Source organism: Microvirga soli (assembly GCF_016734765.1).
Classification (GTDB): domain Bacteria; phylum Pseudomonadota; class Alphaproteobacteria; order Rhizobiales; family Beijerinckiaceae; genus Microvirga; species Microvirga soli.
The window spans coordinates 77,997-101,770 of sequence record NZ_JAERQE010000002.1; the positions used below are offsets into that span (position 1 = coordinate 77,997).

Below are 23,774 nucleotides of genomic sequence, written 5' to 3' on the forward strand. Positions count from 1 at the left end.
ATCCCCGGCGAGCGGAGCGAGGGAAGGGGATCCATGGCCCTGAGTGTCGGGTGGATTCCCTTCCTCTGCGCTGACGCTCCGGCCGGGAATGACACTGATCTGAGCCGCCTACTCCCCTGGCGCCTTGGCCTGAATCGCCAGGGCGTGCAGGCCCCTGTCGAAGGCGCCTTTCAGCGTGCCGTTCACGAGGCGGTGACGCTCCACGCGGCTCTTGCCGGAGAAGGCGTCGGACACGATATAGACGTGGAAGTGAGTTTCACCGCCCTCCCGCCATCCTGCATGGCCGTGATGCTTCTCTGATTCGTCGGTGACGGTCAGTTCGGTCGGCTGCAGGTTCTCCTGCAGCGTCTGTGTGATCCAGTGGGTGAGGGTCATTCTGATCTGTAAACCTTTTTGAACGGGTCTGCGGCCAAAAGCGCTCAGGCCTTGGCTCAAAGCCTCAAGACACTCATAATCGCTGAATCATGGATCTCAACTCGCCTCTTTTCGACCGCATCCGCATCAAGTCTTCCGGTGACGAGCCGCAGGAGACCAAGGGGCCTGTCTGCGAGCATCCTGCCTGCAAGGCCGCCGGCGAATACCGCGCACCCAAGGGGCGTGACCGGGAGGGCCAGTACTGGCGCTTCTGCCTCCAGCACGTGCGCGAGTACAACGCGTCGTACAACTATTTCTCCGGCATGTCCGACACCGCCGTGGCGGCATTCCAGAAGGATTCCATCATCGGCCACCGGCCGACCTGGGCCATGGGGGTAAACTCCGCGGCGGCTGGCGAAGGGCAGGGTGCCAAGGCCGAGCCCCGCGAGTGGGAATATGTCGATCCGCTCGGCGTTCTCCGGGGAGAGGACTTTACCCAGGCCCGCACGCGCCGGGCCTCGCCTGAGCCGAAGCGCCCGCGCTATACGGGGGCGGTGCGCCGGGCCCTCGACATCCTCGGCCTCGACGATACCGCCGATGGGCCCGCCATCAAGGCTCAATACAAATCCCTGGTGAAGCGATTCCACCCGGATGCCAATGGCGGCGACCGCTCCTTCGAGGAGCGCCTGCGCGACATCATCAAGGCGCACGACACCCTCAAAAGTGCCGGTCTCTGCTGAAGACAATATCCTTTCAGGGAGGGTCGATAGGCCGATTAGGAAATTGCACCATTCCGTCATGGGGTTTAAGAAGCCCATGACACCTTCACGACATCGATCCGAACAAGAGGCCCCTTATGACGGCACATACCGAGACAGCGACTTTGACGCCTGACATGAAGGTGTCCGTGCGACAGGTCTTCGGCATCGACTCGGATCTGGAAGTCCCGGCCTTCTCGCAAGCCGAGCAGCATGTGCCCGATCTGGACCCCGACTACCTCTTCGACCGGGATACGACCCTGGCCATCCTGGCGGGTTTTGCGCGCAACCGCCGCGTGATGATCACCGGCTATCACGGCACCGGCAAGTCCACCCATATCGAGCAGGTGGCCGCCCGCCTCAACTGGCCCTGCGTGCGCGTGAACCTGGACAGCCACGTCTCCCGCATCGACCTCGTGGGCAAGGACGCCATCGTGCTCCAGGAGGGCAAGCAGGTCACGGCCTTCCAGGACGGCATCCTGCCCTGGGCCCTGCAGAACAACGTTGCCCTCGTGTTCGACGAGTACGATGCCGGCCGGCCGGACGTGATGTTCGTGATCCAGCGCGTGCTGGAGCAGTCGGGCAAGCTCACGCTCCTCGACCAGAAGCGCGTGATCCGGCCCCACCCGGCCTTCCGCCTGTTTGCCACCGCCAACACGGTGGGCTTGGGCGACACCTCGGGCCTGTATCACGGCACCCAGCAGATCAACCAGGGCCAGATGGACCGCTGGTCCATCGTGACGACGCTGAACTACCTGCCGCACGACAAGGAGGTGGACATCGTCCTCTCCAAGGCGAAGCACTACCAGGAGGATTCGGCCGGTCGGGACATCGTCAACAAGATGGTGCGCGTGGCCGATCTCACCCGCTCGGCCTTCATGAACGGCGATCTCTCGACCGTCATGAGCCCGCGTACGGTGATCACCTGGGCCGAGAACGCCGAGATCTTCGGCGACACGGGCTTCGCCTTCCGGGTCACCTTCCTCAACAAGTGCGACGAGCTCGAGCGCACCCTGGTGGCCGAGTTCTACCAGCGCTCCTTCGGCAAGGAATTGCCGGAGAGCGCGGTCAACATGGTGCTGTCATAAGGCGTCATCCCGGACGCGCCACGGGCGCGATCCGGGATCGTTAGGAGCTTCGCTGGTTTAAGCGATCCCGGCTCTCCACTATGCTCTAGCCGGGATGACGGATGAAGGAATTCGATGTCCATCTCGAACCGCAAGCCAGGTGAGAAGAAGGAAGCGCCGGCGGAGCCGCTGAAGCGCTCCATCGCCGGCACCATGAAGGCGATCGCCCGCAAGCCCGATCTTGAGGTCGCCTTTGCGTCCGACCGCCCGGTGCTCATGGGCCAGGACAAGGCCCGCCTGCCGGAGCCGCCGCGGCGGCTCACTTCGCAGGACGTGGCGATCCTGCGCGGCAATGCCGATGCCATGGCCCTGCGGCTCGCCTGCCACGACACCACTCTCCACCGGAAGCTCGCCCCTGAGGGCCAGGCGGCGCGTGCCGTGTTCGACGCGGTCGAGCAGGCGCGTGTGGAATCCATCGGCTCCCGGCGCATGGCCGGCATCTCGTCCAACATCACAGCCATGCTGGAGGACCGCTACCATCGCGGCGGCAAGTACGAGGAGATCACGGACCGGGCCGATGCGCCGCTTGAGGATGCCGTGGCCCTCATGGTGCGCGAGCGCCTGACCGGACAGAAGCCGCCCGCCTCGGCGGCCAAGATCGTCGATCTCTGGCGCGACTTCATCGAGGACCGGGCCGGGCGCGACCTCGACGGTTTGCTCAAGAACATCGAGAACCAGCGCAGCTTCGCCCGCAACATCCGCGACCTGCTCTCCTCCCTCGACATGGCCGACGAGGCGTCTCTCGATTCCGAGGATGAGGAGAACGAGGACGAAAACCAATCCGAGCAGCAGGAGCAGCAGGGCGAAGGCGAATCCGAGCAGGAAAGCCAGGGCGACCGGGCCGAAACGGAGATCAGCGAGGATTCCAGCGACGAGATGGAAGACGGCGCCACGGAAGAGGCCGACGGTCCTTCCGGCGAGATGCCTGAGGAATCCGAAGAAGCCGACTCGGAGGATGCTGGCGAATCCTGGCGCCCGCCGTCGCGCTCCAATGAAGCGCGTGGGCCCGACTACAAGGCTTACACTCAGAAATTCGACGAGATCATCCACGCGGAGGATCTCTGCGATGCGGATGAGCTGACGCGCCTGCGTGCCTATCTCGACAAGCAGCTCGCCCATCTCCAGGGCGTGGTCGGGCGTCTGGCGAACCGCCTGCAGCGCCGTCTCATGGCGCAGCAGAACCGGTCCTGGGAATTCGACCTTGAGGAGGGGACGCTGGATCCCGTGCGCCTACCGCGCATCATCATGGATCCGTACCAGCCGCTCTCCTTCAAGCAGGAGCAGGACACGAACTTCCGCGACACGGTGGTGACGCTGCTCCTCGACAATTCCGGCTCCATGCGCGGACGCCCGATCACCGTGGCGGCCACCTGCGCCGACATCCTGGCGCGCACGCTCGAGCGCTGCGGCGTCAAGGTCGAGATCCTCGGCTTCACCACCCGCGCCTGGAAGGGCGGGCAGGCGCGCGAGACGTGGCTGCAGGCCAGCAAGCCGGCCAATCCGGGCCGCCTCAACGACCTGCGCCACATCATCTACAAGTCGGCGGACGCGCCTTGGCGGCGCGCGCGCAAGAACTTGGGGCTCATGATGCGCGAAGGCCTGCTCAAGGAGAACATCGACGGCGAGGCTCTCGACTGGGCACACAAGCGCCTGCTCGGCCGGCCCGAGCAGCGGCGCATCCTGATGGTGATCTCCGACGGCGCGCCGGTGGACGACTCGACCCTGTCGGTCAATCCCGGCAACTATCTCGAGCGGCACCTGCGCTATGTCATCGAGGAGATCGAGACCCGCTCGCCCGTGGAGCTCATCGCCATCGGCATCGGCCACGACGTGACGCGTTATTACCGTCGCGCCGTGACCATCGTCGATGCCGAGGAGCTCGGCGGCGTCATGACCGAAAAGCTCGCGGAGCTGTTCGAGGAGAATGCCGGACCGCCGGCCCGTGGGGCTCCGCGCCGCAAGGCCGTTGCTTGAGGCTCACCCGGCGCAACTTCCTGATCGGCGGCGGGGCCACTGCCGCGACACTCGCCTGTACGGGCGTCGCGCTGGCGCAGCGCCCGCAGGCTTTTCGAGGCGCGACCGCCATCCGCGTCGAGGCGCAGCCGATCAGCCGCCTCTCGGTCACGGACCCCGACCGCAGCCGCTTCGGCAGGCTGATGTTCCGCTCCGGGGCCATCCTGCGCTCCGATGTGTCGGCCTTCGGCGGCTTTTCCGGCCTGTGGCGCTCCGGCACCGGGCAGGAGATCATTGCCCTTGCGGACAATGCGCAGATCCTGAAGGCCCGCATCGAAACTGCGGACGGGCGTCTCTCGGGCTTGTCCGGTCCGGTCCTGTCTCCCCTGATCCTGGGCAACGGCGTCCCGATGCGGCGCTCTCGCTACTACGATACGGAGAGCTTCGCGCTCTCGAGCAACGCGGTCTTCATCGGTGCGGAGCGCAACCACGCCATCATCCGCTTCGAGCGCAATCCTGCCGGCAGCATCATCCGGGGCGTTCCGATTCCCGTTCCAAAAGCCCTGAGGGATCTGCCGAGCAATGGCGGCCTGGAGGCGCTTGCCGTTGCGCCGCAACGCTCAGTCTTAAGCGGCGCGCTCATCGGCATTGCTGAGGGCGGCAGCGGATTCATTCTCACAGGATCCCGGCAGGGAGACTTCCAGGTGGCCCTCTCTGGCGGCTATAACGTCACCGACCTGGTCTTCCTGCCCGATGGCGATGCCGTGATTCTGGAGCGCCGCTTTTCGCTCTTCGGCGGCTTTGCGTGCCGCCTGCGCCGTGTCGCGGCGGCGGCGATCCGACCGGGAGCACGCATCGACGGGGATGTGCTCTACGAAAGCGAGTCCTCGCATCAGGTCGACAACATGGAAGGGCTGGCCGTTCACCGCGAGGGCGGCGAGACGGTTCTGTCGCTGATCTCCGACAATAACTTCAGTTCCCTGCAGAAAACCGTCCTGCTGGAGTTCGCGCTGTCCGAATGAGGCGGCCGAGAGCGCTGCCTCGCGAATGAGCAGATGTTCTTCTCCTCACGTTCATGGCCGTCGGGATCTCTTCGGATACCTTCAAAGAGCTCTTGAAGACCTGAGCTTTAGGCAACTAAGCTTTCTTCAGACACGTCTGATGCAGATTTGCCCGTTGCCCCGCGGGAGGCTGAGAGGATCCGATGATGGCAGAATGCGTGATCTTGAATGAGATGAGTGGCCATGGCGGCCAGAGCAGGGACTCCCACCGAGCCATTGGCCCATGAAGGTGATCGCCATCCTGTTGACTGCCGGCCTTGCCCTGGCAAGCGCCCCCGTCGGCGCTTCGCCCGTGCTGCTGGTGGATGCCTCTTCCGGCAACATCCTGGCGGCCAAGGAAGCCACTCGCTCCTGGCACCCGGCATCGCTGACCAAACTGATGACGGCGCATCTTGCCCTCATGGCAGTCCGGTCCGGCAGGCTCTCCATGGATACGTCCGTGCCCTTGAGTGCCTGGGCCGTGTCCCAAGCCCCCAGCAAGCTGGGCGTTCCGGCGGGCACGTCTCTCCGCCTGGAGGATGCCTTGGCCGTGATGCTGGTCAAGAGCGCCAACGACGTGGCGGTCGCGGTCGCGGAGGCCGTGAGCGGCAGCGAGGCATCCTTCGTCGCCGCGATGAACGCGGAAGCCGCGCGCCTTGGGATGAGCGGAACGCGCTTCGCCAATGCCAACGGCCTGCACGATGATCGCCAGGTGACCAACGCCCGCGACATGGCCGTCCTGATGCTGGCCGTGCTGAGCTATCATTCGACCTATACCAGCCTGTTCAGGACGCCGGCGATTGAGGTCAACGGACGCACGCTGAAGAACACGAACAAGCTGATCGAGGACTATGCCTCCCTCGAGGCGACCAAGACAGGTTATGTCTGCGCCTCCGGCTTCAACGTGGCCACTTCGGCCGTGAGCGGCGGCAGGCGCGTCATCGCGGTGGTTCTCGGGTCCCCCAGCGCGGCCGTGCGGACGCGGATTACGAAGGACCTGCTCGATGCCGGGCTCTCGGGAGACACCTCTCCAATCGGCAATCTCCGCACGCTGAAGGCCAACTGGCCTACGCCCGGTGTCGATCTGCGCCGCCTCAAATGCGGTCGGCAGGGTCCCGCAGTCGCGGGTGCCGTCGTTGCCGGTGGAGACGCCAAGCGTACGGATGTCTCACGACGTCGCGATTAACGATGGCGATCAGGCGGTCCGTTGCAGCCGCGGGCGCATGAGCGCCAGGATAGCGCCGTAAGGGGCAATTGCGATGGCAGCCAGGGCGAGCTTCACCCCGTAATCCGCGATGGCCAAGTTGACCCACGGGAGGGCGATGCACTCGTCCACGATCCCCGTCTGGCCCAGCATCTCGCTGATGGTGAGGCCTAAGCCCGGCACCACGCCGCAATAGAAGGCGAACGAGAAGAAGATTGCGGTGTCGAGTCCCGAGGAGATCACCGAGGAGATGAAGGGCGGCATCCACCAGGCCTTGTTGCGCAGGCGGGCGAAGATGCTGATGTCGAGAAGCTGGGCCGTCAGAAAGGCCGCGCCGGACGCGATCGCGATGCGCGGCGTCGCCAGGATCACGGAGAGGGCCACGGCCAGCACGAAGCCCACATAGACCACGCGACGGGCCCCCTGGGTTCCGAAGCGGCGGTTCGACAGGTCGGTGACCAGGAACGAAAACGGATAGCTGAAGGCGCCCCAGGTCAGGTAATCGCCCATGCCCCAATGGGTGAAGGGATGCTGAACCAGGATGTTCGACGAGAGGACGACCAGGGTCATTGCGGTGAGTGCAATGAGGAAGTCGCGGCGATCGATCTGGGTCATGGATTGGGCCCTACCCGACAATGCTTAAGCCTTGAGACAACGCAAAACGGGCGGCACCAGGGCCGCCCGCAAGCAGATTTTTAGCGATCAGAGATCAGCTCGCAGCGGCGAGCTTCTTCTCGAGCTCGCGCTTCACCGTCAGGGCGGTGGTGGAGAGCTCCTCAGCCTTGGCCTTGGTCAGGAAGGCGTCGAGGCCGCCGCGGTGCTCGACCGAGCGGAGCGCACTGGCGGTGACGCGCAGGCGGAAGGAGCGCTGCAGAGCGTCAGATTGGAGCGTGACGTTGCAGAGGTTCGGCAGGAACTTCCGCTTCGTCTTGCGGTTCGAGTGGCTCACCAGGTGGCCACTCAGCACGGCCTTGCCGGTCAGTTCGCAACGGCGCGACATGGGTTCAATCCTATTCGTCGTGTGAGGGTCGCGACCACAATTCGCGGGTTTGCTTGATCGCAGATCCCACGCGGCCGGACACCAGAAGTCCTTGGAAGGTGCGAGCCTATAAGCCGAAACAGGGGTGTGGGTCAAGAATAGCACGACGTCGCACCCTCTTTTTTTTCGGCGTCGTGGTCACGATTTATTCCGAATCTCGTGCGATGCAACAGAATAGACTATCGGAACAGCCCTATGCGCCTCATCGCCTCAGCTCTCGTCACCTTAGCCTTTGCCGGAACGGCTTCGTTCGCTCAGGGGCAGACCCTCAAGGTGACGTACGATCTCTCTCTCGCCGGATTGCCCTTAGGGAAAGCAGATCTGATCTCGTCCTTCAAGGGAAAGAAGTACGAGATGCAGGGCAATGCGAAGCTGACCGGCCTTGCTATGATCCTGACCGGCGGGAAGGGTGAGGCTTCCGCGTCAGGCACCCTCGTTGAGGCCGGCCCTCGCTCAAGGAACTTCGCCGTCGTATCGAAGACCTCCGACAACCAGCGCAGTGTCCGCATGGGATTGAAGGGCGGCCGGGTGGCCGAGGTCGAGATCGATCCGCCGCTGGAGCCCAAGGAAGACCGGATCCCGGTCAAGCCCGCCGACAAGCGCGGCGTGGTCGATCCTATGAGTGCGCTGCTCATGCCGGCTGTGGCGTCGAAAGGCCTGACCGATCCGGACAATTGTAACCGGACCATCCCCGTCTTCGACGGTGCCTCCCGCATGAACGTGGTTCTCACCTATGCGGAGACCAAGAATGTCGAGGTCGAGGGCTATTCCGGCCCGGTTCTGGTCTGCAATGCGCGCTACGTGCCGGTCTCCGGCCATCGGCCCGAGCGGCCGGCCACCAAGTTCATGCAGGAAAACCGGGACATGTCGGTCTGGCTTGCTCCTGTCGAAGGCCCGCGCCTGCTCTTCCCCTTGAAGGTCTCCGTGCGCACGATGATCGGCGTTGGCGAGATGCAGGCCTCGCTCTGGTCGCTGGAAGGGGATGGCAAGGCAGCCCGGCCGATGCGCCGGGCCGTGCGGGCGGATGAGGCCGTCCAGGCAGGGACCATACAGTAGGCTTTAAAAATGAAGCCCAGAGAATCCCTGGCGAAAGCACCCGCCACGGGTAGCGAAAGCGGCGTTCGCGCCCATATAAGGGCATAGCCCGCAGCCGGCCGCGAGGGCCGGGCTGCCTCGAAGAGAAGGCTTCCGGCTCCGGCGTTCGGCCTGTACAGCCTCTCGTTACTCCGGGACGTTCAAGCATTACCCGTCATCCAGGCATGGCCCGTCGTTCCCTTCCCCCGCAGGTGCGTTCGCGCGGCGTCACGGCCGTGCTCGGCCCCACCAATACCGGCAAGACCCATCTGGCCATCGAGCGCATGCTCGGCCATGACAGCGGCATGATCGGCCTGCCGCTGCGCCTGCTTGCGCGCGAGGTCTACAACCGGGTGGTGGAGAAGGCGGGCGCCCACAACGTCGCCCTCGTCACCGGCGAGGAGAAGATCAAGCCGGACCGGCCGCGCTACTGGATCTCCACCGTCGAGGCGATGCCCCGGGATCTCGACGTTGCCTTCGTGGCCGTGGACGAGATCCAGCTCGCCAGCGACCTCGACCGGGGCCACGTCTTCACCGACCGACTGCTGAACCAGCGTGGGCGAGAGGAGACGCTGCTCATCGGCTCGGCCACCATGCGCCCGGTGATCGAGGCGTTGATCCCAGGCGTTCACGTGGTCACCCGGCCGCGCCTGTCGCAGCTCTCGTTCGCCGGCGAGAAGAAGGTTTCGCGCCTGCCCCGGCGCTCGGCCATCGTGGCCTTCTCGGCCGAGGAGGTCTATGGCATCGCCGAGCTCATCCGCCGCCAGAGCGGCGGCGCGGCCGTGGTGCTCGGGGCGCTTTCGCCCCGCACCCGCAACGCCCAGGTCGAGCTCTTCCAGAACGGCGACGTGGATTATCTCATCGCCACCGACGCCATCGGCATGGGCCTCAACCTCGACGTGAACCATGTGGCCTTCGCGTCCGATAAGAAATTCGATGGGTTCCAGTTCCGCAAGCTGAACAATTCCGAGCTGGCCCAGATCGCCGGCCGTGCCGGCCGCTACATGCGCGACGGGACCTTCGGCACCTCCGGCCGCTGCCCGCCTTTCGATGCGGAGACGGTCCAGGCGCTCGAAAACCACGTTTTCGACCCGGTTCGCATCCTGCAATGGCGCAATCCCGATCTCGATTTCTCGTCGCTCGCCCGCCTGCGCGATTCGCTCGGGGTGCAGCCGCGGGAGCATGGGCTCGTGCGGGCTCCCACGGGAGAGGACATCCTCTCCCTCGAGGTTCTGGTCCGTGAAGACGACATCCAGGCCATGGCCCGCTCGCAATATGCCGTGGAGCGGCTCTGGCAGATCTGCCAGGTGCCGGATTACAGAAAAGTTTCTCCGCAGACCCATGCGGATCTTGTCGGCCAGCTCTACCGTTTCCTCATGAAGGACGGGGCCATCCCGGCCGACTGGTTTGCCCGCCATCTGTCCGCTATGGATCGGACCGATGGGGATATCGATACCCTCTCCAACCGCATCGCCCAGGTCCGAACTTGGTCCTTCGTTGCCAATCGTCCCGACTGGTTGAAGGATCCGGAGCATTGGCAGGATGTTGCGCGTCAGGTAGAGGACAAGCTATCGGATGCGCTCCATGAACGCCTCGCCCAACGGTTCATCGACCGGCGGACGAGCGTTCTCATGCGGCGCTTGAGAGAGAACAAGATGCTCGAAGCGGAAATTACGACCACCGGCGACGTCACTGTCGAGGGTCAGCATATCGGTCACCTGCACGGCTTCCATTTCGTGCCTGATCCCCAGGCCGACACCACGGAGGTCAAGACCCTGCGCAACGCCGCCGGCAAGGCGCTGGCCGGCGAGATCGAAGCGCGGGCGGACCGATTCGCCGAAACCCCCGACACGATGCTCGTGCTGTCCAACGACGGCACCATCCGTTGGATGGGCGACCCGGTGGCCAAGCTGGAGCCGGGCGACAAGCTGTTCGATCCCAAGCTTCGCATCCTCTCGGACGAGCATCTCACGGGTCCGGCCCGGGACAAGGTGGACACCCGCCTGCGCGCCTGGCTCAAGGCCTATGTGGTGCGCCTGCTTGGGCCCCTGCTGCAGCTCGAGGACAGTCAGGAGCTGCAGGGCTTGGCCCGGGGCATCGGCTTCCAGATCGGCGAGGCGCTCGGCGTGCTCGAGCGCGCCAAGGTCCTCAACGACGTCCGCAGCCTCGATCAGGAGGCCCGGAGCGCCCTGCGCAAGGCGGGCGTGCGGTTCGGTGCCTATCATCTTTACCTGCCTGCCCTGCTGAAGCCGGCGCCCCGTGTGCTCGCAACCCAGCTCTGGGCGCTGCAGAACGGCGGCCTCGACCAGAAGGGCATCGACGAGATCGCCCATCTCGCCCAGTCCGGCCGCACCTCGATTCCGGTCGATCCGGAAATCGGGCATGGCCTCTATCGGGCTGCGGGCTTCCGGGTGCTCGGCGGCCGCGCCGTGCGCGTCGATATCCTGGAGCGCCTGGCAGACCTCATCCGCCCGGCAATCTCCTATCGTCCCGGCATCACCCCCGGCGAGCCGCCGGCGGGCACCGCCGACGGCGAGGGCTTCGTGCCGACCGTTGCCATGACGTCTCTCGTGGGCTGCGCCGGCGAGGACTTCGCCACGATCCTGAAGTCGCTCGGCTACGTGATGGACCGCCGACCCGGTCCGGCGATTACCGTGCCGCTGGTGGAAGCCCCACGGGCTATCGAGCCCCAGACCCCGCCTCCGGCGGGCGAGGCCCCAGCCCCCGAGGGCGAGGCTGCCGCTCCGGCCGAAGAGGCCTCGTCCGAGGGGGCTCCCACTGACACAGCCGAAGCTGCGGTAGGCACCGAGGAAATTGGTGCGGTTGCCGTCGAGGCTCCCGAGGCGTCCGTCTCCGAGCAGGAGGTCGAGGCCAGCGCCGCCGAGGCCGTGGCGTCGCCCGAGGGCGAGGCGATGGCCCCAGTCGATGCGTCAGCTGAGACTGCCCCTGCGGAAGCCGCTCCCGCCGAACCCGAGATGATCGAGGTCTGGCGCCAGGGCCGGCGCCACCACGACGGCGCGCAGGCCCGCCAGGGCCGCGATGCCCGTGGCGGCCGTCACGAGCGCGGCGAGCGTTCCGAGCAGCGCCAGGATCGCGGCGACCGTCGCCCGCGTCACGGGGCGGGCCAGGGCGATCAGGCCGGTGAGCGCCGGCCGCGTCCCGAGCGTCGGGACGCGCAAGGGGAGGGCAGCCGCCCGCAGAACCGTCCGCCGCGTGGACCCGGTCATGGTGAAGGCCGCCGTGGCGAGGAGCGCCGCGGGCCGCGGCCCGACAAGCGCCCGGATAACCGCCAGGATGGTGGCCGCGATCGGCGCGAGAAGCAGCCGGACCCGAACTCGCCCTTCGCCAAGCTCATGGCCCTCAAGGCGCAGCTCGAGGATAACAAGAAGTGAGGTTTTGAGTGCATGCGTGAGGACCGTCAGCGGCTCGACAAGTGGCTGTGGTTCGCGCGCTTCGCGAAGACCCGGACGCTGGCCGCCAAGATGGTGACCAGCGGCTATGTTCGCCTCAATGGACAACGCACCGACAGCGCCGCCAAGGCGGTGGCTGTCGGGGACGTGGTGACCATCGCGCTTCCTCGGGCCACCCTGGTGGTCCGGATTGAGGGGCTCGGGCAACGCCGGGGCCCTGCACCGGAAGCAAGGCTGCTCTACCTGGATCTAAGCCAGGACAATGCGGCGCTTGTCAGCGACCCTGACAAGGGCTAGAGCATCGGACCCAAAAGTGGGTTCCACTTTCGGGATCCATCCGATGCTCCATTCTTTGAAGAGCGCATCGTGTGGACCGGAAAACCGGATCCACTTTTCCGCACGATGCGCTTGTGCGGCACCATATACATCTCTCGCCTGAAACAGACCTGCGAAGGACCCTGCATGACCTACGTCGTCACTGAAAATTGCATCAAGTGCAAATACATGGACTGCGTGGAAGTATGCCCGGTCGATTGTTTCTACGAGGGCGAGAACATGCTCGTCATCCATCCGGACGAGTGCATCGATTGCGGCGTCTGCGAGCCGGAATGCCCAGCCGAGGCCATCAAGCCCGATGCGGAGCCGGGGCTCGAGCAATGGCTGAAGCTCAATGCCGACATGGCCAAGAGCTGGCCCAACATCACCCTCAAGAAGGATGCGCCTGCCGACGCCAAGGAATTCGACGGCGTGGCGGGCAAGTTCGAGGCGCATTTCTCGCCCAATCCCGGCGAAGGCGACTGAGTTCAAGCCTGGCTTGAACGGGCTGTCTTAACGCTGTGCTTTGAAATATTTTTGCTTTTTCGGCCGGCCTGTGATAGGGTCCGTGAATGCCGTCGCTTGCGCTCAAGCCGTGCACCGTCTCTGCAGACCGGCGGTTCACATAATGAAGCAAAGATTCGCATCCTTTGACTTAAGGGAGCGTTGCTGCCTTGGTCAAGGGCATGAGCGTTTGTAGCCGCTGGCTGACTCAGGGAGACGAGCGGAACCGTCTACTTCCGTGACACTCACATCCTATCCTCGTTCCACCGGGACCCTGCCCGGTGAGACAACAGCTCCCTTCGCCGTTCAGGCGAGGGCCATGCAAGGAGGCCTCTCTCGCATGACAACCGCCAAGAAGTCCGCCCAGCGTCTTGGGTTCAAGTCCGGTGAAGCGATCGTCTATCCCGCTCACGGCGTTGGCCGCATCACGGCCATCGAAGAGCAGGAAATCGCGGGATTCAAACTGGAGCTGTACGTCGTCTCCTTCGACAAGGACAAAATGGTCCTCCGTGTCCCCACGGGTAAAGCCTCCAGCGTCGGCATGCGCAAGCTTGCCGAACCGGCACTGGTCCAAAAAGCTCTGGACGTTCTGACGGGGCGTGCCCGGGTGAAGCGCACCATGTGGTCGCGCCGCGCCCAGGAATACGAGGCCAAGATCAATTCCGGCGACCTGATCGCCGTCACTGAGGTCGTGCGCGATCTCTACCGCTCCGAGGCCCAGCCCGAGCAGTCCTACAGCGAGCGTCAGCTTTACGAATCCGCCCTCGACCGGATCGTGCGCGAGATCGCAGCCGTGAACAAGATCACCGATACGGAAGCCCTCAAGCTCATCGAGCAGAGCCTCGCCAAGTCACCGCGCCGCGTTAAGGGCGCTGAGGATGGCGATGGGGAAGGCGACGATATGCAGGAAGAGGCCGCCTGATCGGCCGCCTGTCTCAATGCCTCGAAAGCCCGGCCTCAGGCCGGGCTTTTTTGTGTCCGGAACCTTGTTTTTCAAAGACCGGAATCTATTTTGCCGAACTTGGCTGCTGGAGGTGAACTTTTTGCGGCCTCGCTCGTTGTGTCTCTGCCAAGGGCGAGCACACAATGGGAGAAATCTCAGGGGTTCGCCGCCGGTTCGTCCGCGCTGCCATGAATGCGCCTTTTCTCGAAAGAGAAGAGGAGCACCTTCTTGCCGTGCGCTGGAAAGAAAACCGCGATGAGGCGGCGCTGCATCAACTGACCGCTGCCCATATGCGCCTTGTCATCGCGCTGGCAGCTCGTTTCCGTCACTATGGCCTGCCTATGGCCGATCTGGTTCAGGAAGGCCATGTGGGCCTTCTCGAAGCCGCGGCCCGGTTCGAGCCTGAACGGGAGGTTCGTTTCTCGACCTATGCGACCTGGTGGATCCGCGCCTCCGTGCAAGATTACATCCTTCGTAACTGGTCAATCGTCCGCGGCGGAACGAGTTCCGCGCAAAAAGCCCTTTTCTTCAATCTACGCCGCCTGCGCGCCCGTCTGACCCGTGGTGGGGAAGAGCGCATCTCCTCTGAAGTGCATGCGAAGATTGCGGAGGCGATCGGGGTGTCGAAAGCCGATGTGGCGCTCATGGATGCCCGGCTGTCGGGGCCGGATACGTCCCTCAATGCACCGGTGCTGGATGCCGATTCATCGAACTCCGCCGAGCGGGTCGAATTCCTCGTCGACAACAGCCCTCTGCCCGACGAGACCGTGACGGACTCCATCGACACCGAGCGCCGCGTGCGCTGGCTGCAGCAGGCTCTCGAAGTGCTCAATGAGCGCGAGTTGCGCATCCTGCGCGCCCGCCGCCTCGACGACGAGCAGGTGACCTTGGAGTTCCTGGGCGACCGCCTCGGGATCTCGAAGGAGCGTGTCCGTCAGATCGAGAACCGCGCCCTGGAAAAGCTCAAGCGCGCCTTGGTGGAGCGCTACCCCCAGGCTTCCGGCGCTTTCGTCTAAGGCAGGGGATTTTCTGAATCGTGCTCGGCGAGGCAGGCAACTGCCTCGCCGATGCCGTTTTATGGCTTGCAGGCGTCGGCTTTATTCCACCACGATCTTGTAGCGCTCGCCCACCTTTAGGGAGGCGTTCCGGTCGAGCCCGTTGATGAGCAGGAAGCGTTCGAGAGGCCGGTCGATGGGCATGCGGGCGGCAAGATTCTGCGCGGTGTCGCCCCGCTGGGCCACCACGATCTGCAGCTTCAGGGGTCTGATCCGCCGGGCCTCCTCGGGCTGCACCTGACGGACGCTGTTCAGGGTTTGCTGGAAGATGGACTCCAGATCGCCCCTGTTGCCCCGGGTCGCCATGATGAGCCGGAAGGTGGTGCTGCCGATCCGAACGGCCGAGAGACGGAAGGTCCACTCCTTGCCGTTGGACAAGGCCGTGACCACGGGAAGGCCGTTCACCGTGCCCGTCGTGAGGGTGCCGGGCTCGATGGTGTCGGTCCAGGTGGAGCGCAACACGTCCTCCAGGCTCTGGCCCTCGGGCGTATCGGCGGCATCGAAGAGCAGGCGGCGATCGCCGTCGGCGGAGGATCCGAGCACGGCCTGGGAGGTGTTCTCGAGGCTGAAGCCATCGGGAGCCTCGAAAGCGACGCCGAGCCGGGAATGAACGAAGCGGCGGCCCTTCACGACGCCATCGGCCGGATCGTCGCCATAGGAGAGCCCTTCGAGGGCGCTGAGATAGGCAAGCCGCCCGGTCTCGCCGTTTGGCAGTTCCGTCCGCCGTGCGGCCTGCAGGGCCCGTGAGACGCGATCGTTGGTGCTCGGATGCGAGGCCAGCCGGTCTCCTGTCTGTCCGTCGGAACTCGTGCCCGACCGCCCGAGCGACGTGAGGAAGCGCGGGGCTCCGAACGGATCGAAACCGGCGCGGGCCAGAACCTTCACGCCGGTCTGGTCCGCCTCGAGCTCCTGCGCCCGCGAGAAGCTGGCAAGCGTCGAGCGGGCCTGGTTCTGCGCCATGGCCGCTTCCTCGGCATCGTTCAGCACGTTCTCGGCCACGCGCTCGATCAGGGCCGAGCGGGCCTGCAGCTCGCTGCGCTGGGAGGCGTGGCGCAGGGTGACGTGGGCGATCTCATGGGACAGGACGGCCGCCACCTCGGACGTGTCGTTGGCGAGCGCCAGCGAGCCGCGGGTCACGTAGAGGCGACCGTTCGGCAGCGCGAAGGCATTGACCACGGGCGAGTTCAGGATCGTGACCTGAAAGGCTTCGTCCGGCCGGTCGGTGGCCATGACGAGCCGGTTCGTCACATCGGTCAGGAGTTGCTGGAGCTGCGGTGCCCGGCCTTCGCCGCCGAAGGCCCTGACGAGGCGCACATGATCCCGGTCGCGATCCGGGCCGATCACCCGCGGGGCGTTCGCCGGGAGCGACACATCCCCGCCAAAACCCGAGCAGCCGGCCAGGACGGCTGCGAGCATCACGCTGCCGACAATCCCGAAGCTACCTGTTCGACCTGTTCTGCTCATGCTCGTTCATCGTGCCGGGCGGTCGCCCTCGAGACGTTCGATCATATCCGGCATTCCAATGGAGAAAGCCGTCCCTTGCCAAGGCTGCAAAATGCCTCGGGCCCTGATCCGCCGGCCTTTGAGCGCCTCAACGCCCAGGCCGCGATCCAGCATCTGCTTCCAGGTTGTCCTAGGGATGATGATCGTGAAGTCTTCTGCCCAGAGCCCCCCGAAGTTCAAATAGACGCGCTGCCTGCGCTCGCCGATGCTCCTGACGCGGCCTTCGACCAGCACGAAGCTGCCGACCCGTTCGCGCAGGCGCTCGGATTGATTTGCATCGAGAGGCTTATAGCGGTCATCGGCCCAAACACCAAGGCGTCGTTCGCGGGCCGTGGCCTCGAGGGCAAGGAGTTCGGGCTGGCAGAATACGCTGTCCAGCCCGGCATCGACCAGAGCGAGGCTGGCCTCGACCAATCCATGGGCCCAATCGAGCGGCGGGCCGCCGGGCGACTTGATCCGCATGGAGATTCGGTCCCAGCGGTCGTGCTTGTCAGTCCCCTGGACGAGGGCCGGCTCACCGCTTCGCGCTTTGAGCCAGGAGAGGGCATTCTCGCGATGAGGAGGAGCGTCGGGAAGGCGGATCCCGGCCAGACGGGCCAGTTGCCCTGCGCCCAGGATGAGGTCGCCTTCCGGCGTGAGGCCCTGCAGCCGGTCGCTCCGAGCCTCGCCGATGCATACGGCAGTCCGGCGAGGCGCCGGCAATGGCTGTGCGATGGCCTCTTGGATGGCAATATCCAGGGCAGGTCCGAAGCACAGGGCCAGCAGCATCCGCAAGATCGATCCCGTCATGGAACGGGATCATACCCGCTCAGGCCGAAACGGCTACGCTTGGAAGAGCCGGATCAGTGCTTTTCCTGCTCGTGCTGCTGCGGCCTGCGCCCGCTCTGCCCTGAGTCGTTGTGCTTGTTGTGGTCGCGGCTCTCCCCATGGGACCCATCGCCCTACTGACCGCTCATGTTGACGTTGGGCCCATCGTGCTCGCGATGCGCGTCTGGTTCGGATTGCTGCGGTTGCGTGCCGCGAGTGTTCGAGCCGCCATGGCCCTCCTGCGGGGGCCTTGAGATGTTCTCCGTCATGAACGATCCTGACCGACGCATATTGCCTCCTGGAGGGGCGGGGGTGCTGCCTCAGGGGCCAGTTGCAAAGTCAAAGTAATGTTGCGGCCAGATCAAGGGTATTTCGGGCGAAAACCCACCTCGTTGCAGGCTACCAGCGGATCACCACAACCCGTTCCTTGCCGTTGCCGAGTTCCACCGCCTCGATTCCCTCCGCCTTCGGGTTCTGAGACTTCGCGTCCTCGATGACCTCGATCTCCGCCACATGGGCGGCGAAGGCCTCATCCACCTCAGCGACGCAGACCAGGGTGTCGGGGGGACGGTTCTCGACCTGTTTCAGGAAATCGCGAAGCGTCTGCGCCATGATGTGCCTCCAGTTGCCTTCACCAACCGGCTTGGCCGTGGGGAGTTCCGTCAGCCTGGCGCTGCAATCATGCCAAGGATCCGCCTGATCCTGCCTTCGCTGATGCAACCCACTGGAATGCCCCTGCCGACCGTGCTAAATCCCGCATCTTCAGCGGTCCCGTAGCTCAGCAGGACAGAGCAGCGGTTTCCTAAACCGAAGGTCGGAAGTTCGAGTCTTCCCGGGATCGCCAGTTTTTCCGTGGCAATCTGCTTATCGCCCGACCCGCGCGACGGCGGCTTTCGCGTCGTCGAGATCCGGGGCGTCGATGTGGCGGTAGCGGGCCTGGATGAGGCCGAAGAGGCCGAAGGCGAAGAGGCCGAGCGCGGTGAGCGCCAGGAGCACCCAGCCATAGGGCTGCTGCTGCAGGGCCTCCAGCGCCCCGCCGAGCCCGTGCACCTCGGACGACGAGGCGTGGAGGGCGGCAAGAACCAGGAAGCCGCCGATCAGCAGGAACACGACGCCGCGCGCTGCAAACCCCATGCGACCGATCGTGATGAACCAATCCCGCTTGTCGGTCGGCAGGGACAGGCGGTCCGCCACGCGGCCGCGCCAGGCTTTCACGATGAAGGCGAGGCCCACGCCGATCACGACAAAGCCGACGAGGCCCACCAGCCACCGGCCGAAGGGCTGGCTCATGAGCCAGGCCGTCCAGTCCTGGGCGCCTTGATCCTCGCCGCCGCCTCCCTGGCTGCGCCCAAGGGCGAGGTTCAGGGCAGAGATTGCAAGACCTGCGTAGATGACGCCGCTGATGAGATGTGCGCCCCGGATCGCCCAGCCCTTCATGTCGGAGCCGCGATTGTCGGCATCGGTGAGTGCCTCCCACACGCGCCAGGCGCAGAACCCGAACAGCCCGATGGCGATCAGGACGAGCCAGACCTTGCCGAACGGCTGTGACACGAGGGTTTGCAGAGCGCTGCGGCTGCCGCCGGTTTGTCCGCCGGAACCGATGGCGGCGAGAAGCGCCAGGGCACCGACGAGGCCATAGACCACGCCTCTTGCCCCATAGCCGAACCGGGCCAGGGTTTCGACAGGATTGCGGCTGAGATCGGGCATGGGTGACGGCTCCACTCTGTCAGGAGTGAACCGCCAAGCCTCCATCGATGTTCCGTTCGGCGAAGGAGACGTGGCGCACGGGCTTCAGCGCTTCCGCAGTTGCCGGACCAGGGTGGAGGTGTCCTCGGCCAGGGGAGGCCCGGCGAGCACGAGCAGCAGGAGCGCGAAAGGTAGGGCAAACAGAAAACCCGCTTGGCTGAACCCGATGGCGCCGGTCACGCCGCCGATGAAGAAGGAGGCGAGGAGCAGGGCGAGCAGGCGCAGCTTGGCCCGGTCCGCCAGAACCCGGTCCGGATTGTCCGGGTTCCGGTTCCAGTACAGGAATTTTCCGAGTTCGATGCCGATATCGGTGACGATCCCTGTGACGTGGGTCGTGCGCATGCGGGCGCCCGAGATCTTGGTGACGGTGGCGTTCTGCAGGCCCATGATGAAGCACAGGAGGGGCACGGCGAGCGTCACGAAGGCCGGCGAGGGATGGGCGAGCCAACCCAGGATGCCGAAGCCGAGTAGCAGAAAGGCTTCAAGCATCAGCGGCATGGCATAGCGGCTGCCGAGATGATGGCGCCGCCCCCAGTTGATCAGCATGGCCGAGCAGGCGGCTCCTGCGACGAAGGGCAGGAAGGCCATGAGCCCGAACCCAACAAGCTTGATGGAGCCGAGGGCCAGATTGTCGGCCACGCCCGAAAGAATGCCCGACATGTGCGACGTATACTGGCCGACGACCAGGAAGCCGCCGGCGTTGATCGCGCCCGCCACGAAGGTGAGAGCCATGCCGAGCAGGGTATCGGCTGCGCCCGTCCGCTCATGGGCCACAATGGCCTTCACCGAACGGATGGTGAAGTCCCGGGGCTCCGGCTTGGACGACTGGGCGTTCATGGCGCAAGCCTAGCGCCGATTGTTTAAGAGATCCAATGCGGCAGAGGGCTGCCCGAACGTCGCTGATCGGGCAGCCGATGCTCCATCACTGAGCGACGCTTGTCGACGCGGAGGCGCGCCGCTCCATGGGCGGGATCCGGAAGGTTTGCATGACCTCGGCCTGCCCGGCCGGTTCGGCAAGCGACGAGCCGCCGACAAAGACCTCGATGGCGCCGGCCTCGACCAGATAGGTGCCGTCGTCGAGATGGAAGCCGAGCGACTCCACGGGCACCCGCAAGGTCACGCGCTTCGTCTCACCGGCTTTCAGCGCGATCTTCTCGAAGGCCTTCAGCTCGCGCAAAGGTCGGCTGCGGCTTGCCACCGGGTCCCGGGTGTAGAGCTGCACGACCTCCTGGCCTTCACGGGCGCCAGTGTTCTTCACGCTCACCGAGACCTCCAGCACCCCGCCTTGGTTGAGCTGCTTTTGCGCCATCGCGGCATCCGAGTAGGAAAACTGCGTGTAGCTCAAGCCCCAGCCGAAGGGGTAGAGCGGCGTGATCGCCTCGTCGATGTATTGCAGGGTGAAGCGATTCTCCGGCTTCGTCGGCCGACCGGTGGGCAGTCGGTTGTAGTAGAGCGGCAGCTGTCCGGTGGCGCGGGGCCAGGTGAGCGGCAGCTTGCCGCTCGGGCTCACGTCGCCGAACAGCACGTCGGCCACGGCCGGTCCGGCTTCCGTACCCGGATACCAGGTCATCAGGATCGCCGGGATGCGCTCGGCCACCGGTCCGAGCACCTGCGGCCGTCCTCCCATCAGCACGAGCGCCACCGGCTTGCCTGTCTTGGCAAGCTCTTCCAGCACCTCGATCTGCTTTCCGTTGAGTTCGAGATGCGCGCGGGAAGCGGCCTCGCCAGAGAGCTCCTGCGGCTCGCCGAAGACGGCGATCACGACATCCGACTGGCGAGCGGCCTCAAGGGCTGCGGGCAGGCCCGCCGTATCGCGGCAGAAGAGATCGCACGCGGGGGCGTGGCGCACCGTGATGCCGGCACCCTGCGCGCGACGGCGGATGCCCTCCAGGATGGTGACGCTGTCCTCCTTGTGCCCCCGGGCGGCATGCGGCCCCATCTGGTCGTGCGGCGCATCGGCGAGCGGGCCGATGACCGCGATGGAGCGGGCGCTGGAGGCTAAGGGCAGCACGTCGCCGCGGTTCTGCAGCAGTACGAAGGTTTCTCGTGCGACCTCGCGTGCCGCCTGGCGCGACTCCGCATTCGGGAAGGCCGTGTCGGAGCGGGACGGGTCCATGTCCGGCTTATCGAAGAGGCCCATGCGGAACTTGGTGCGCAGCACGCGGCGCACGGACTCGTCGATCACGCTCTCCGGCACTCGGCCGGCGCGCATCTCGTCCGGCAGGTGCTTGATGTAGAGGAGCCCCATCATGTCCATGTCGACACCGGCGAGGATTGCCTTGCGGGCGGCCTCCGCGCCATTGGCCGCGATGCCGTGGTTGATCAGCTCGCCGATGCCCACCCAATCGGAGGTGACGAAGCCGTCGAAGCCCCATTGCCTGCGCAGCACGTCCGTCAGCAGCCAGGGATTGGCCGTGGAGGGCTCGCCGTTGAGCGCATTGAACGCGGCCATGAAGCTTGCCGAACCCGCCTCCACAGCAGCCCGGAAGGGAGGCAGATAGGTGTCGTACATCTCAGCGCGCGGGATGTAGGTGGTGTCGTAATCGCGCCCGCCCTGCGGTGCGCCGTAGCCGGCGAAATGCTTCGTCGAGGCGGCAAGGCCCCCCTGGCGGAAGCCTTCCACGCGGGCAGCCGTCAGAACGGAGCCGAGATAGGGATCCTCGCCGAAACCTTCGACGATGCGGCCCCAGCGGCTGTCGCGGGAGAGGTCGGCCATCGGCGCGAAGGTCCAGTTCACGCCCACATAGGCCGCTTCCTTGGCGGCCCATTCGGATGCGAGGCGCGAGACCCGGGGGCTGAAGGCTGCCGCCTCCCCTAAGGGGAGCGGAAACTGGGTACGAAACCCATGCAGCACGTCGAGGCCGAAGAGCGGCGGGATCTTGAGGCGGCTCTGGCGCGCGAGCGCCTGGGCGCGAGCGACATCGGGAGCGCTGTTGAAATTGAGCAGGGCCCCGGCCTTGCCCTCGGAAATGTCCTCCCAGCGTAGGGGCGGACCGTGCGACACTAAGTTCAGCTGGCCGACCTTCTCCTCCAGGGTCATCTGCCCGAGGAGTTCGTTGACGCGGCGTTCGATGGTTTGCGCGGCGGTTTCCTGAGCCTTGGCCTGCGGGACGAAAGAGGCCGTCAAAACCACCGCAAGCGCTAAAGCATCGGACCCAAAAGTGGATTTGCACTTTTGGGACCAATCCGAAGCTTTCTTCTTGAATGAGAGCATCGTGTGACCAGAAAACCGGGTCCACTTTTCCGCACGATGCTCTAGCCGCGCCAATCCATGGACATCAGAAAGCCGCACAATCATCTCCTTTGTCAGGTAGTAACACTTTATCGCGAGGCAACCGCGCTTGCCCTCGGTCCGTGTTACACAAGATAGCCGTTGCAAGTGGCGTCTGAGGGGCGCCGGGTCAATTCATATTTTCGGGAAGCTTGAGTGCCTGTGCTGCCTGCCCTGTTGAAGCTGTCTCTGCTGGCAGTGTCCTGCGCCGTGATCCTGTCGGGGTTCGCGCTGGCCGGTGCTGCCTTCTTCAGGGATTCCACCTTGATCGCCGCAGCGGCCGGGTTCTTCCTGCTGCTGGCGGCCGGTGCTCCGCTGCTGATTGGGCGGCAGATCCGGGAGGCTCTGCGGGGCAAGGGGGCTGACGAGGCCGACGAATTCTCCGTGTTCGAGGATGTCACGGCCGACCTGATCGAGGAGTCCGCCGTCCCGTTCGCTTTTGCCGAGGATGCGTTTCCCGAAGTGACGCCCGCATCGGATGAGGACGACGCCCTGCGCCGCCTCCAGAAGGCCCAGGCCGTGGATCGGCTGCGCGACGGCATCACCCATGACCTCAACAACCGCCTCATGGTCATCAGCGCCAATATCGACGCTGCGGCACGCCAGCTGAAGGAGCAGCCGATCCTGCAGCGCAAGCTGCTGTCGGCCCTCGTGGCCGCCGATCAGGCCGCCAAGCTCATCGCCCGGTCGACGGCCTTTGCCCGTCAGGGCGAGGCGAAGGTTCAGTATGTGAACATCGCCGAGCAGGTGAGTTCGGTGGCCGAACTGATGAGCCGTTCGCTCTTGCGCGATACCGTCGACATGCGGCTGTCCCTGGCGGACGATCTCTGGCCCGTGGAGGCCGATCCGGACGATATCCAGACGGCCATCGTGACGCTCAGCGGACATGTCCGGGATGCCCTGCCTCAGGGAGGCACCATCACGCTCGAGGCTCATAATGTTGCGGTCGAGAGAGGATCGCTGCCGGACCTGTCGCGCGAGGGCGATTTCGTGCAGCTGACGATCCGCAGCTCAGGACCCGAGGACGGGCGCCACGCACCCGAGGCCGATCTCGAGCAGGCCTTCGTGCTGCGCAATCTCGATCTCTCGTCCTGGCTGTCGCTGCGGCAGAGCCTGCATTTCCTGGAGGGCCTCGGCGGCGCCTCGGAGGTGCGTCGGGACGAAACCGGCACGGCGATCATCCTCTACCTGCCGCGGGCCGAGGCCGCGACCCTGCTGCCGCCCGGCCCGCCGAGCGAAGACGAGGCACCCGAAGAGCCGGTGCCGAACCACACCGAGGTTCTCGTGGTGGACGACGAACTCGAAGTGGCGCTCGCGCTGCAGTCGAGCCTGGAGGAGTTCGGTTACGTGGCCAGCATCGCCACCGATGCCGCGCAGGCGATTCGATCTCTGAATACCCGCAGGCCAGCGCTGGTACTGGCGGACATCGCCATGCCGGGCACGATGAACGGCGTCATGCTGGCCCGTGAGGTGCGGCAGATCGCACCCGCTCTGCCCGTTCTGCTGATCACGGGCAATCCCGGAGCAGCCGGCGAGGAGAGCGAGTTCCCGCTGCTGCAGAAGCCCATCGTCAGCCGCGACCTGCACGCGGCGATCCAGCGGCACCTGAATCCACCCAGCAACGGCAAGGTGATCCCGCTTTTCCCTCGCGCATCGAAACGTGCCCGCTGA

General features: G+C 65.2%; 22 protein-coding genes and 1 tRNA gene. 13 read left to right on the plus strand and 10 right to left on the minus strand.

Annotated features, from left to right (window positions below):
• Positions 1–108: 108 nt before the first annotated feature.
• On the minus strand, positions 109–375 hold the full coding sequence (locus tag JKL45_RS02175) for a BolA family protein (RefSeq protein ID WP_201859471.1): 267 nt from the start codon (positions 373–375) through the stop codon (positions 109–111).
• Between the two features lie 89 nt (positions 376–464).
• Here JKL45_RS02175 and JKL45_RS02180 point away from each other — a divergent pair, with 89 nt between their 5' ends.
• From JKL45_RS02180 to JKL45_RS02200, 5 genes are all read left to right on the plus strand, one after another.
• Complete coding sequence (locus JKL45_RS02180) at positions 465–1,094, plus strand: J domain-containing protein (RefSeq protein WP_201859472.1); 630 nt, start codon at positions 465–467, stop codon at positions 1,092–1,094.
• A 116-nt stretch (positions 1,095–1,210) separates the two neighbouring features.
• Positions 1,211–2,200: a cobaltochelatase subunit CobS gene (cobS, locus tag JKL45_RS02185; RefSeq protein ID WP_201859473.1), complete on the plus strand. Its 990-nt coding sequence runs from the start codon at positions 1,211–1,213 to the stop codon at positions 2,198–2,200.
• Positions 2,201–2,314: 114 nt separating this feature from the next.
• Positions 2,315–4,213 carry a cobaltochelatase subunit CobT gene (cobT, locus tag JKL45_RS02190; RefSeq protein WP_201859474.1) on the plus strand — a complete coding sequence of 633 codons (1,899 nt, stop codon included), beginning with the start codon at positions 2,315–2,317 and terminating at the stop codon, positions 4,211–4,213.
• Positions 4,210–5,214, plus strand: a complete 1,005-nt coding sequence (locus JKL45_RS02195; protein WP_201859475.1) for an esterase-like activity of phytase family protein — start codon at positions 4,210–4,212, stop codon at positions 5,212–5,214. The genes cobT and JKL45_RS02195 overlap by 4 nt, the downstream gene beginning before the upstream one ends.
• Positions 5,215–5,476: 262 nt before the next feature.
• Positions 5,477–6,418 (plus strand): D-alanyl-D-alanine carboxypeptidase family protein, encoded by a 942-nt coding sequence (locus tag JKL45_RS02200; RefSeq protein WP_201859476.1) that lies wholly within the window; start codon positions 5,477–5,479, stop codon positions 6,416–6,418.
• Between the two features lie 9 nt (positions 6,419–6,427).
• Here JKL45_RS02200 and JKL45_RS02205 read toward each other — a convergent pair whose 3' ends face one another.
• Positions 6,428–7,051 (minus strand): queuosine precursor transporter, encoded by a 624-nt coding sequence (locus JKL45_RS02205; protein ID WP_201859477.1) that lies wholly within the window; start codon positions 7,049–7,051, stop codon positions 6,428–6,430.
• A 94-nt stretch (positions 7,052–7,145) separates the two neighbouring features.
• Positions 7,146–7,436 carry a 50S ribosomal protein L28 gene (gene rpmB / locus JKL45_RS02210; RefSeq protein WP_201859478.1) on the minus strand — a complete coding sequence of 97 codons (291 nt, stop codon included), beginning with the start codon at positions 7,434–7,436 and terminating at the stop codon, positions 7,146–7,148.
• 234 nt (positions 7,437–7,670) lie between these two features.
• Here rpmB and JKL45_RS02215 point away from each other — a divergent pair, with 234 nt between their 5' ends.
• The 6 genes from JKL45_RS02215 (at position 7,671) to JKL45_RS02240 (ending at position 14,737) form a co-directional block, all read left to right on the plus strand.
• Positions 7,671–8,531 (plus strand): DUF3108 domain-containing protein, encoded by an 861-nt coding sequence (locus tag JKL45_RS02215; protein ID WP_201859479.1) that lies wholly within the window; start codon positions 7,671–7,673, stop codon positions 8,529–8,531.
• A 203-nt stretch (positions 8,532–8,734) separates the two neighbouring features.
• A complete protein-coding gene (locus tag JKL45_RS02220) occupies positions 8,735–11,941 on the plus strand; it encodes a helicase-related protein (protein ID WP_201859480.1) in 3,207 nt (1,068 codons plus the stop codon).
• 12 nt (positions 11,942–11,953) lie between these two features.
• Positions 11,954–12,256, plus strand: coding sequence for an RNA-binding S4 domain-containing protein (locus JKL45_RS02225; protein WP_201859481.1), 303 nt, complete (start codon positions 11,954–11,956; stop codon positions 12,254–12,256).
• A gap of 165 nt (positions 12,257–12,421) precedes the next feature.
• Positions 12,422–12,760 carry a ferredoxin FdxA gene (gene fdxA / locus JKL45_RS02230; RefSeq protein WP_201859482.1) on the plus strand — a complete coding sequence of 113 codons (339 nt, stop codon included), beginning with the start codon at positions 12,422–12,424 and terminating at the stop codon, positions 12,758–12,760.
• 358 nt (positions 12,761–13,118) lie between these two features.
• Positions 13,119–13,700, plus strand: coding sequence for a CarD family transcriptional regulator (locus JKL45_RS02235; RefSeq protein WP_190845493.1), 582 nt, complete (start codon positions 13,119–13,121; stop codon positions 13,698–13,700).
• A gap of 164 nt (positions 13,701–13,864) precedes the next feature.
• The gene (locus tag JKL45_RS02240; protein WP_201859483.1) at positions 13,865–14,737 is read left to right on the plus strand and encodes an RNA polymerase factor sigma-32; all 873 of its coding nucleotides are present in this window, start codon (positions 13,865–13,867) and stop codon (positions 14,735–14,737) included.
• 81 nt (positions 14,738–14,818) lie between these two features.
• On the opposite strand, the gene JKL45_RS02245 is transcribed toward JKL45_RS02240, so the two are convergent.
• The 4 genes from JKL45_RS02245 to JKL45_RS02255 form a co-directional block, all read right to left on the minus strand.
• Complete coding sequence (locus JKL45_RS02245) at positions 14,819–16,240, minus strand: M48 family metalloprotease (RefSeq protein WP_201859484.1); 1,422 nt, start codon at positions 16,238–16,240, stop codon at positions 14,819–14,821.
• Positions 16,241–16,246: 6 nt separating this feature from the next.
• Positions 16,247–17,068: a thermonuclease family protein gene (locus tag JKL45_RS02250; RefSeq protein ID WP_201859485.1), complete on the minus strand. Its 822-nt coding sequence runs from the start codon at positions 17,066–17,068 to the stop codon at positions 16,247–16,249.
• A 152-nt stretch (positions 17,069–17,220) separates the two neighbouring features.
• Entirely contained in the window at positions 17,221–17,355 is a 135-nt protein-coding gene (locus tag JKL45_RS30435; protein WP_281401666.1) for a hypothetical protein, read from the minus strand.
• A 130-nt stretch (positions 17,356–17,485) separates the two neighbouring features.
• Complete coding sequence (locus JKL45_RS02255; RefSeq protein ID WP_201859486.1) at positions 17,486–17,698, minus strand: sugar phosphorylase; 213 nt, start codon at positions 17,696–17,698, stop codon at positions 17,486–17,488.
• A 155-nt stretch (positions 17,699–17,853) separates the two neighbouring features.
• Between JKL45_RS02255 and JKL45_RS02260 the strand changes: the two genes are divergently transcribed.
• Positions 17,854–17,930 (plus strand) — tRNA-Arg (locus tag JKL45_RS02260).
• A gap of 20 nt (positions 17,931–17,950) precedes the next feature.
• On the opposite strand, the gene JKL45_RS02265 is transcribed toward JKL45_RS02260, so the two are convergent.
• The 3 genes from JKL45_RS02265 to JKL45_RS02275 form a co-directional block, all read right to left on the minus strand.
• Positions 17,951–18,793 (minus strand): DUF1206 domain-containing protein, encoded by an 843-nt coding sequence (locus JKL45_RS02265; protein WP_201859487.1) that lies wholly within the window; start codon positions 18,791–18,793, stop codon positions 17,951–17,953.
• A gap of 84 nt (positions 18,794–18,877) precedes the next feature.
• Complete coding sequence (locus JKL45_RS02270) at positions 18,878–19,669, minus strand: YoaK family protein (protein WP_201859488.1); 792 nt, start codon at positions 19,667–19,669, stop codon at positions 18,878–18,880.
• Positions 19,670–19,754: 85 nt separating this feature from the next.
• Positions 19,755–21,965: a glycoside hydrolase family 3 N-terminal domain-containing protein gene (locus JKL45_RS02275; protein ID WP_312896899.1), complete on the minus strand. Its 2,211-nt coding sequence runs from the start codon at positions 21,963–21,965 to the stop codon at positions 19,755–19,757.
• 294 nt (positions 21,966–22,259) lie between these two features.
• Here JKL45_RS02275 and JKL45_RS02280 point away from each other — a divergent pair, with 294 nt between their 5' ends.
• Positions 22,260–23,774 carry a response regulator gene (locus tag JKL45_RS02280; protein ID WP_201859489.1) on the plus strand — a complete coding sequence of 505 codons (1,515 nt, stop codon included), beginning with the start codon at positions 22,260–22,262 and terminating at the stop codon, positions 23,772–23,774.

Coding starts and splice junctions, on each gene's coding strand:
- JKL45_RS02175 (WP_201859471.1), bottom strand. CDS start 375: ATGACCCTCACCCACTGGATCACACAGACGCTGCAGGAGAACCTGCAG.
- JKL45_RS02180 (WP_201859472.1), top strand. CDS start 465: ATGGATCTCAACTCGCCTCTTTTCGACCGCATCCGCATCAAGTCTTCC.
- cobS (WP_201859473.1), top strand. CDS start 1,211: ATGACGGCACATACCGAGACAGCGACTTTGACGCCTGACATGAAGGTG.
- cobT (WP_201859474.1), top strand. CDS start 2,315: ATGTCCATCTCGAACCGCAAGCCAGGTGAGAAGAAGGAAGCGCCGGCG.
- JKL45_RS02200 (WP_201859476.1), top strand. CDS start 5,477: ATGAAGGTGATCGCCATCCTGTTGACTGCCGGCCTTGCCCTGGCAAGC.
- JKL45_RS02205 (WP_201859477.1), bottom strand. CDS start 7,051: ATGACCCAGATCGATCGCCGCGACTTCCTCATTGCACTCACCGCAATG.
- rpmB (WP_201859478.1), bottom strand. CDS start 7,436: ATGTCGCGCCGTTGCGAACTGACCGGCAAGGCCGTGCTGAGTGGCCAC.
- JKL45_RS02215 (WP_201859479.1), top strand. CDS start 7,671: ATGCGCCTCATCGCCTCAGCTCTCGTCACCTTAGCCTTTGCCGGAACG.
- JKL45_RS02220 (WP_201859480.1), top strand. CDS start 8,735: ATGGCCCGTCGTTCCCTTCCCCCGCAGGTGCGTTCGCGCGGCGTCACG.
- JKL45_RS02225 (WP_201859481.1), top strand. CDS start 11,954: ATGCGTGAGGACCGTCAGCGGCTCGACAAGTGGCTGTGGTTCGCGCGC.
- fdxA (WP_201859482.1), top strand. CDS start 12,422: ATGACCTACGTCGTCACTGAAAATTGCATCAAGTGCAAATACATGGAC.
- JKL45_RS02235 (WP_190845493.1), top strand. CDS start 13,119: ATGACAACCGCCAAGAAGTCCGCCCAGCGTCTTGGGTTCAAGTCCGGT.
- JKL45_RS02240 (WP_201859483.1), top strand. CDS start 13,865: ATGGGAGAAATCTCAGGGGTTCGCCGCCGGTTCGTCCGCGCTGCCATG.
- JKL45_RS02245 (WP_201859484.1), bottom strand. CDS start 16,240: ATGAGCAGAACAGGTCGAACAGGTAGCTTCGGGATTGTCGGCAGCGTG.
- JKL45_RS02250 (WP_201859485.1), bottom strand. CDS start 17,068: ATGACGGGATCGATCTTGCGGATGCTGCTGGCCCTGTGCTTCGGACCT.
- JKL45_RS30435 (WP_281401666.1), bottom strand. CDS start 17,355: ATGACGGAGAACATCTCAAGGCCCCCGCAGGAGGGCCATGGCGGCTCG.
- JKL45_RS02255 (WP_201859486.1), bottom strand. CDS start 17,698: ATGGCGCAGACGCTTCGCGATTTCCTGAAACAGGTCGAGAACCGTCCC.
- JKL45_RS02265 (WP_201859487.1), bottom strand. CDS start 18,793: ATGCCCGATCTCAGCCGCAATCCTGTCGAAACCCTGGCCCGGTTCGGC.
- JKL45_RS02270 (WP_201859488.1), bottom strand. CDS start 19,669: ATGAACGCCCAGTCGTCCAAGCCGGAGCCCCGGGACTTCACCATCCGT.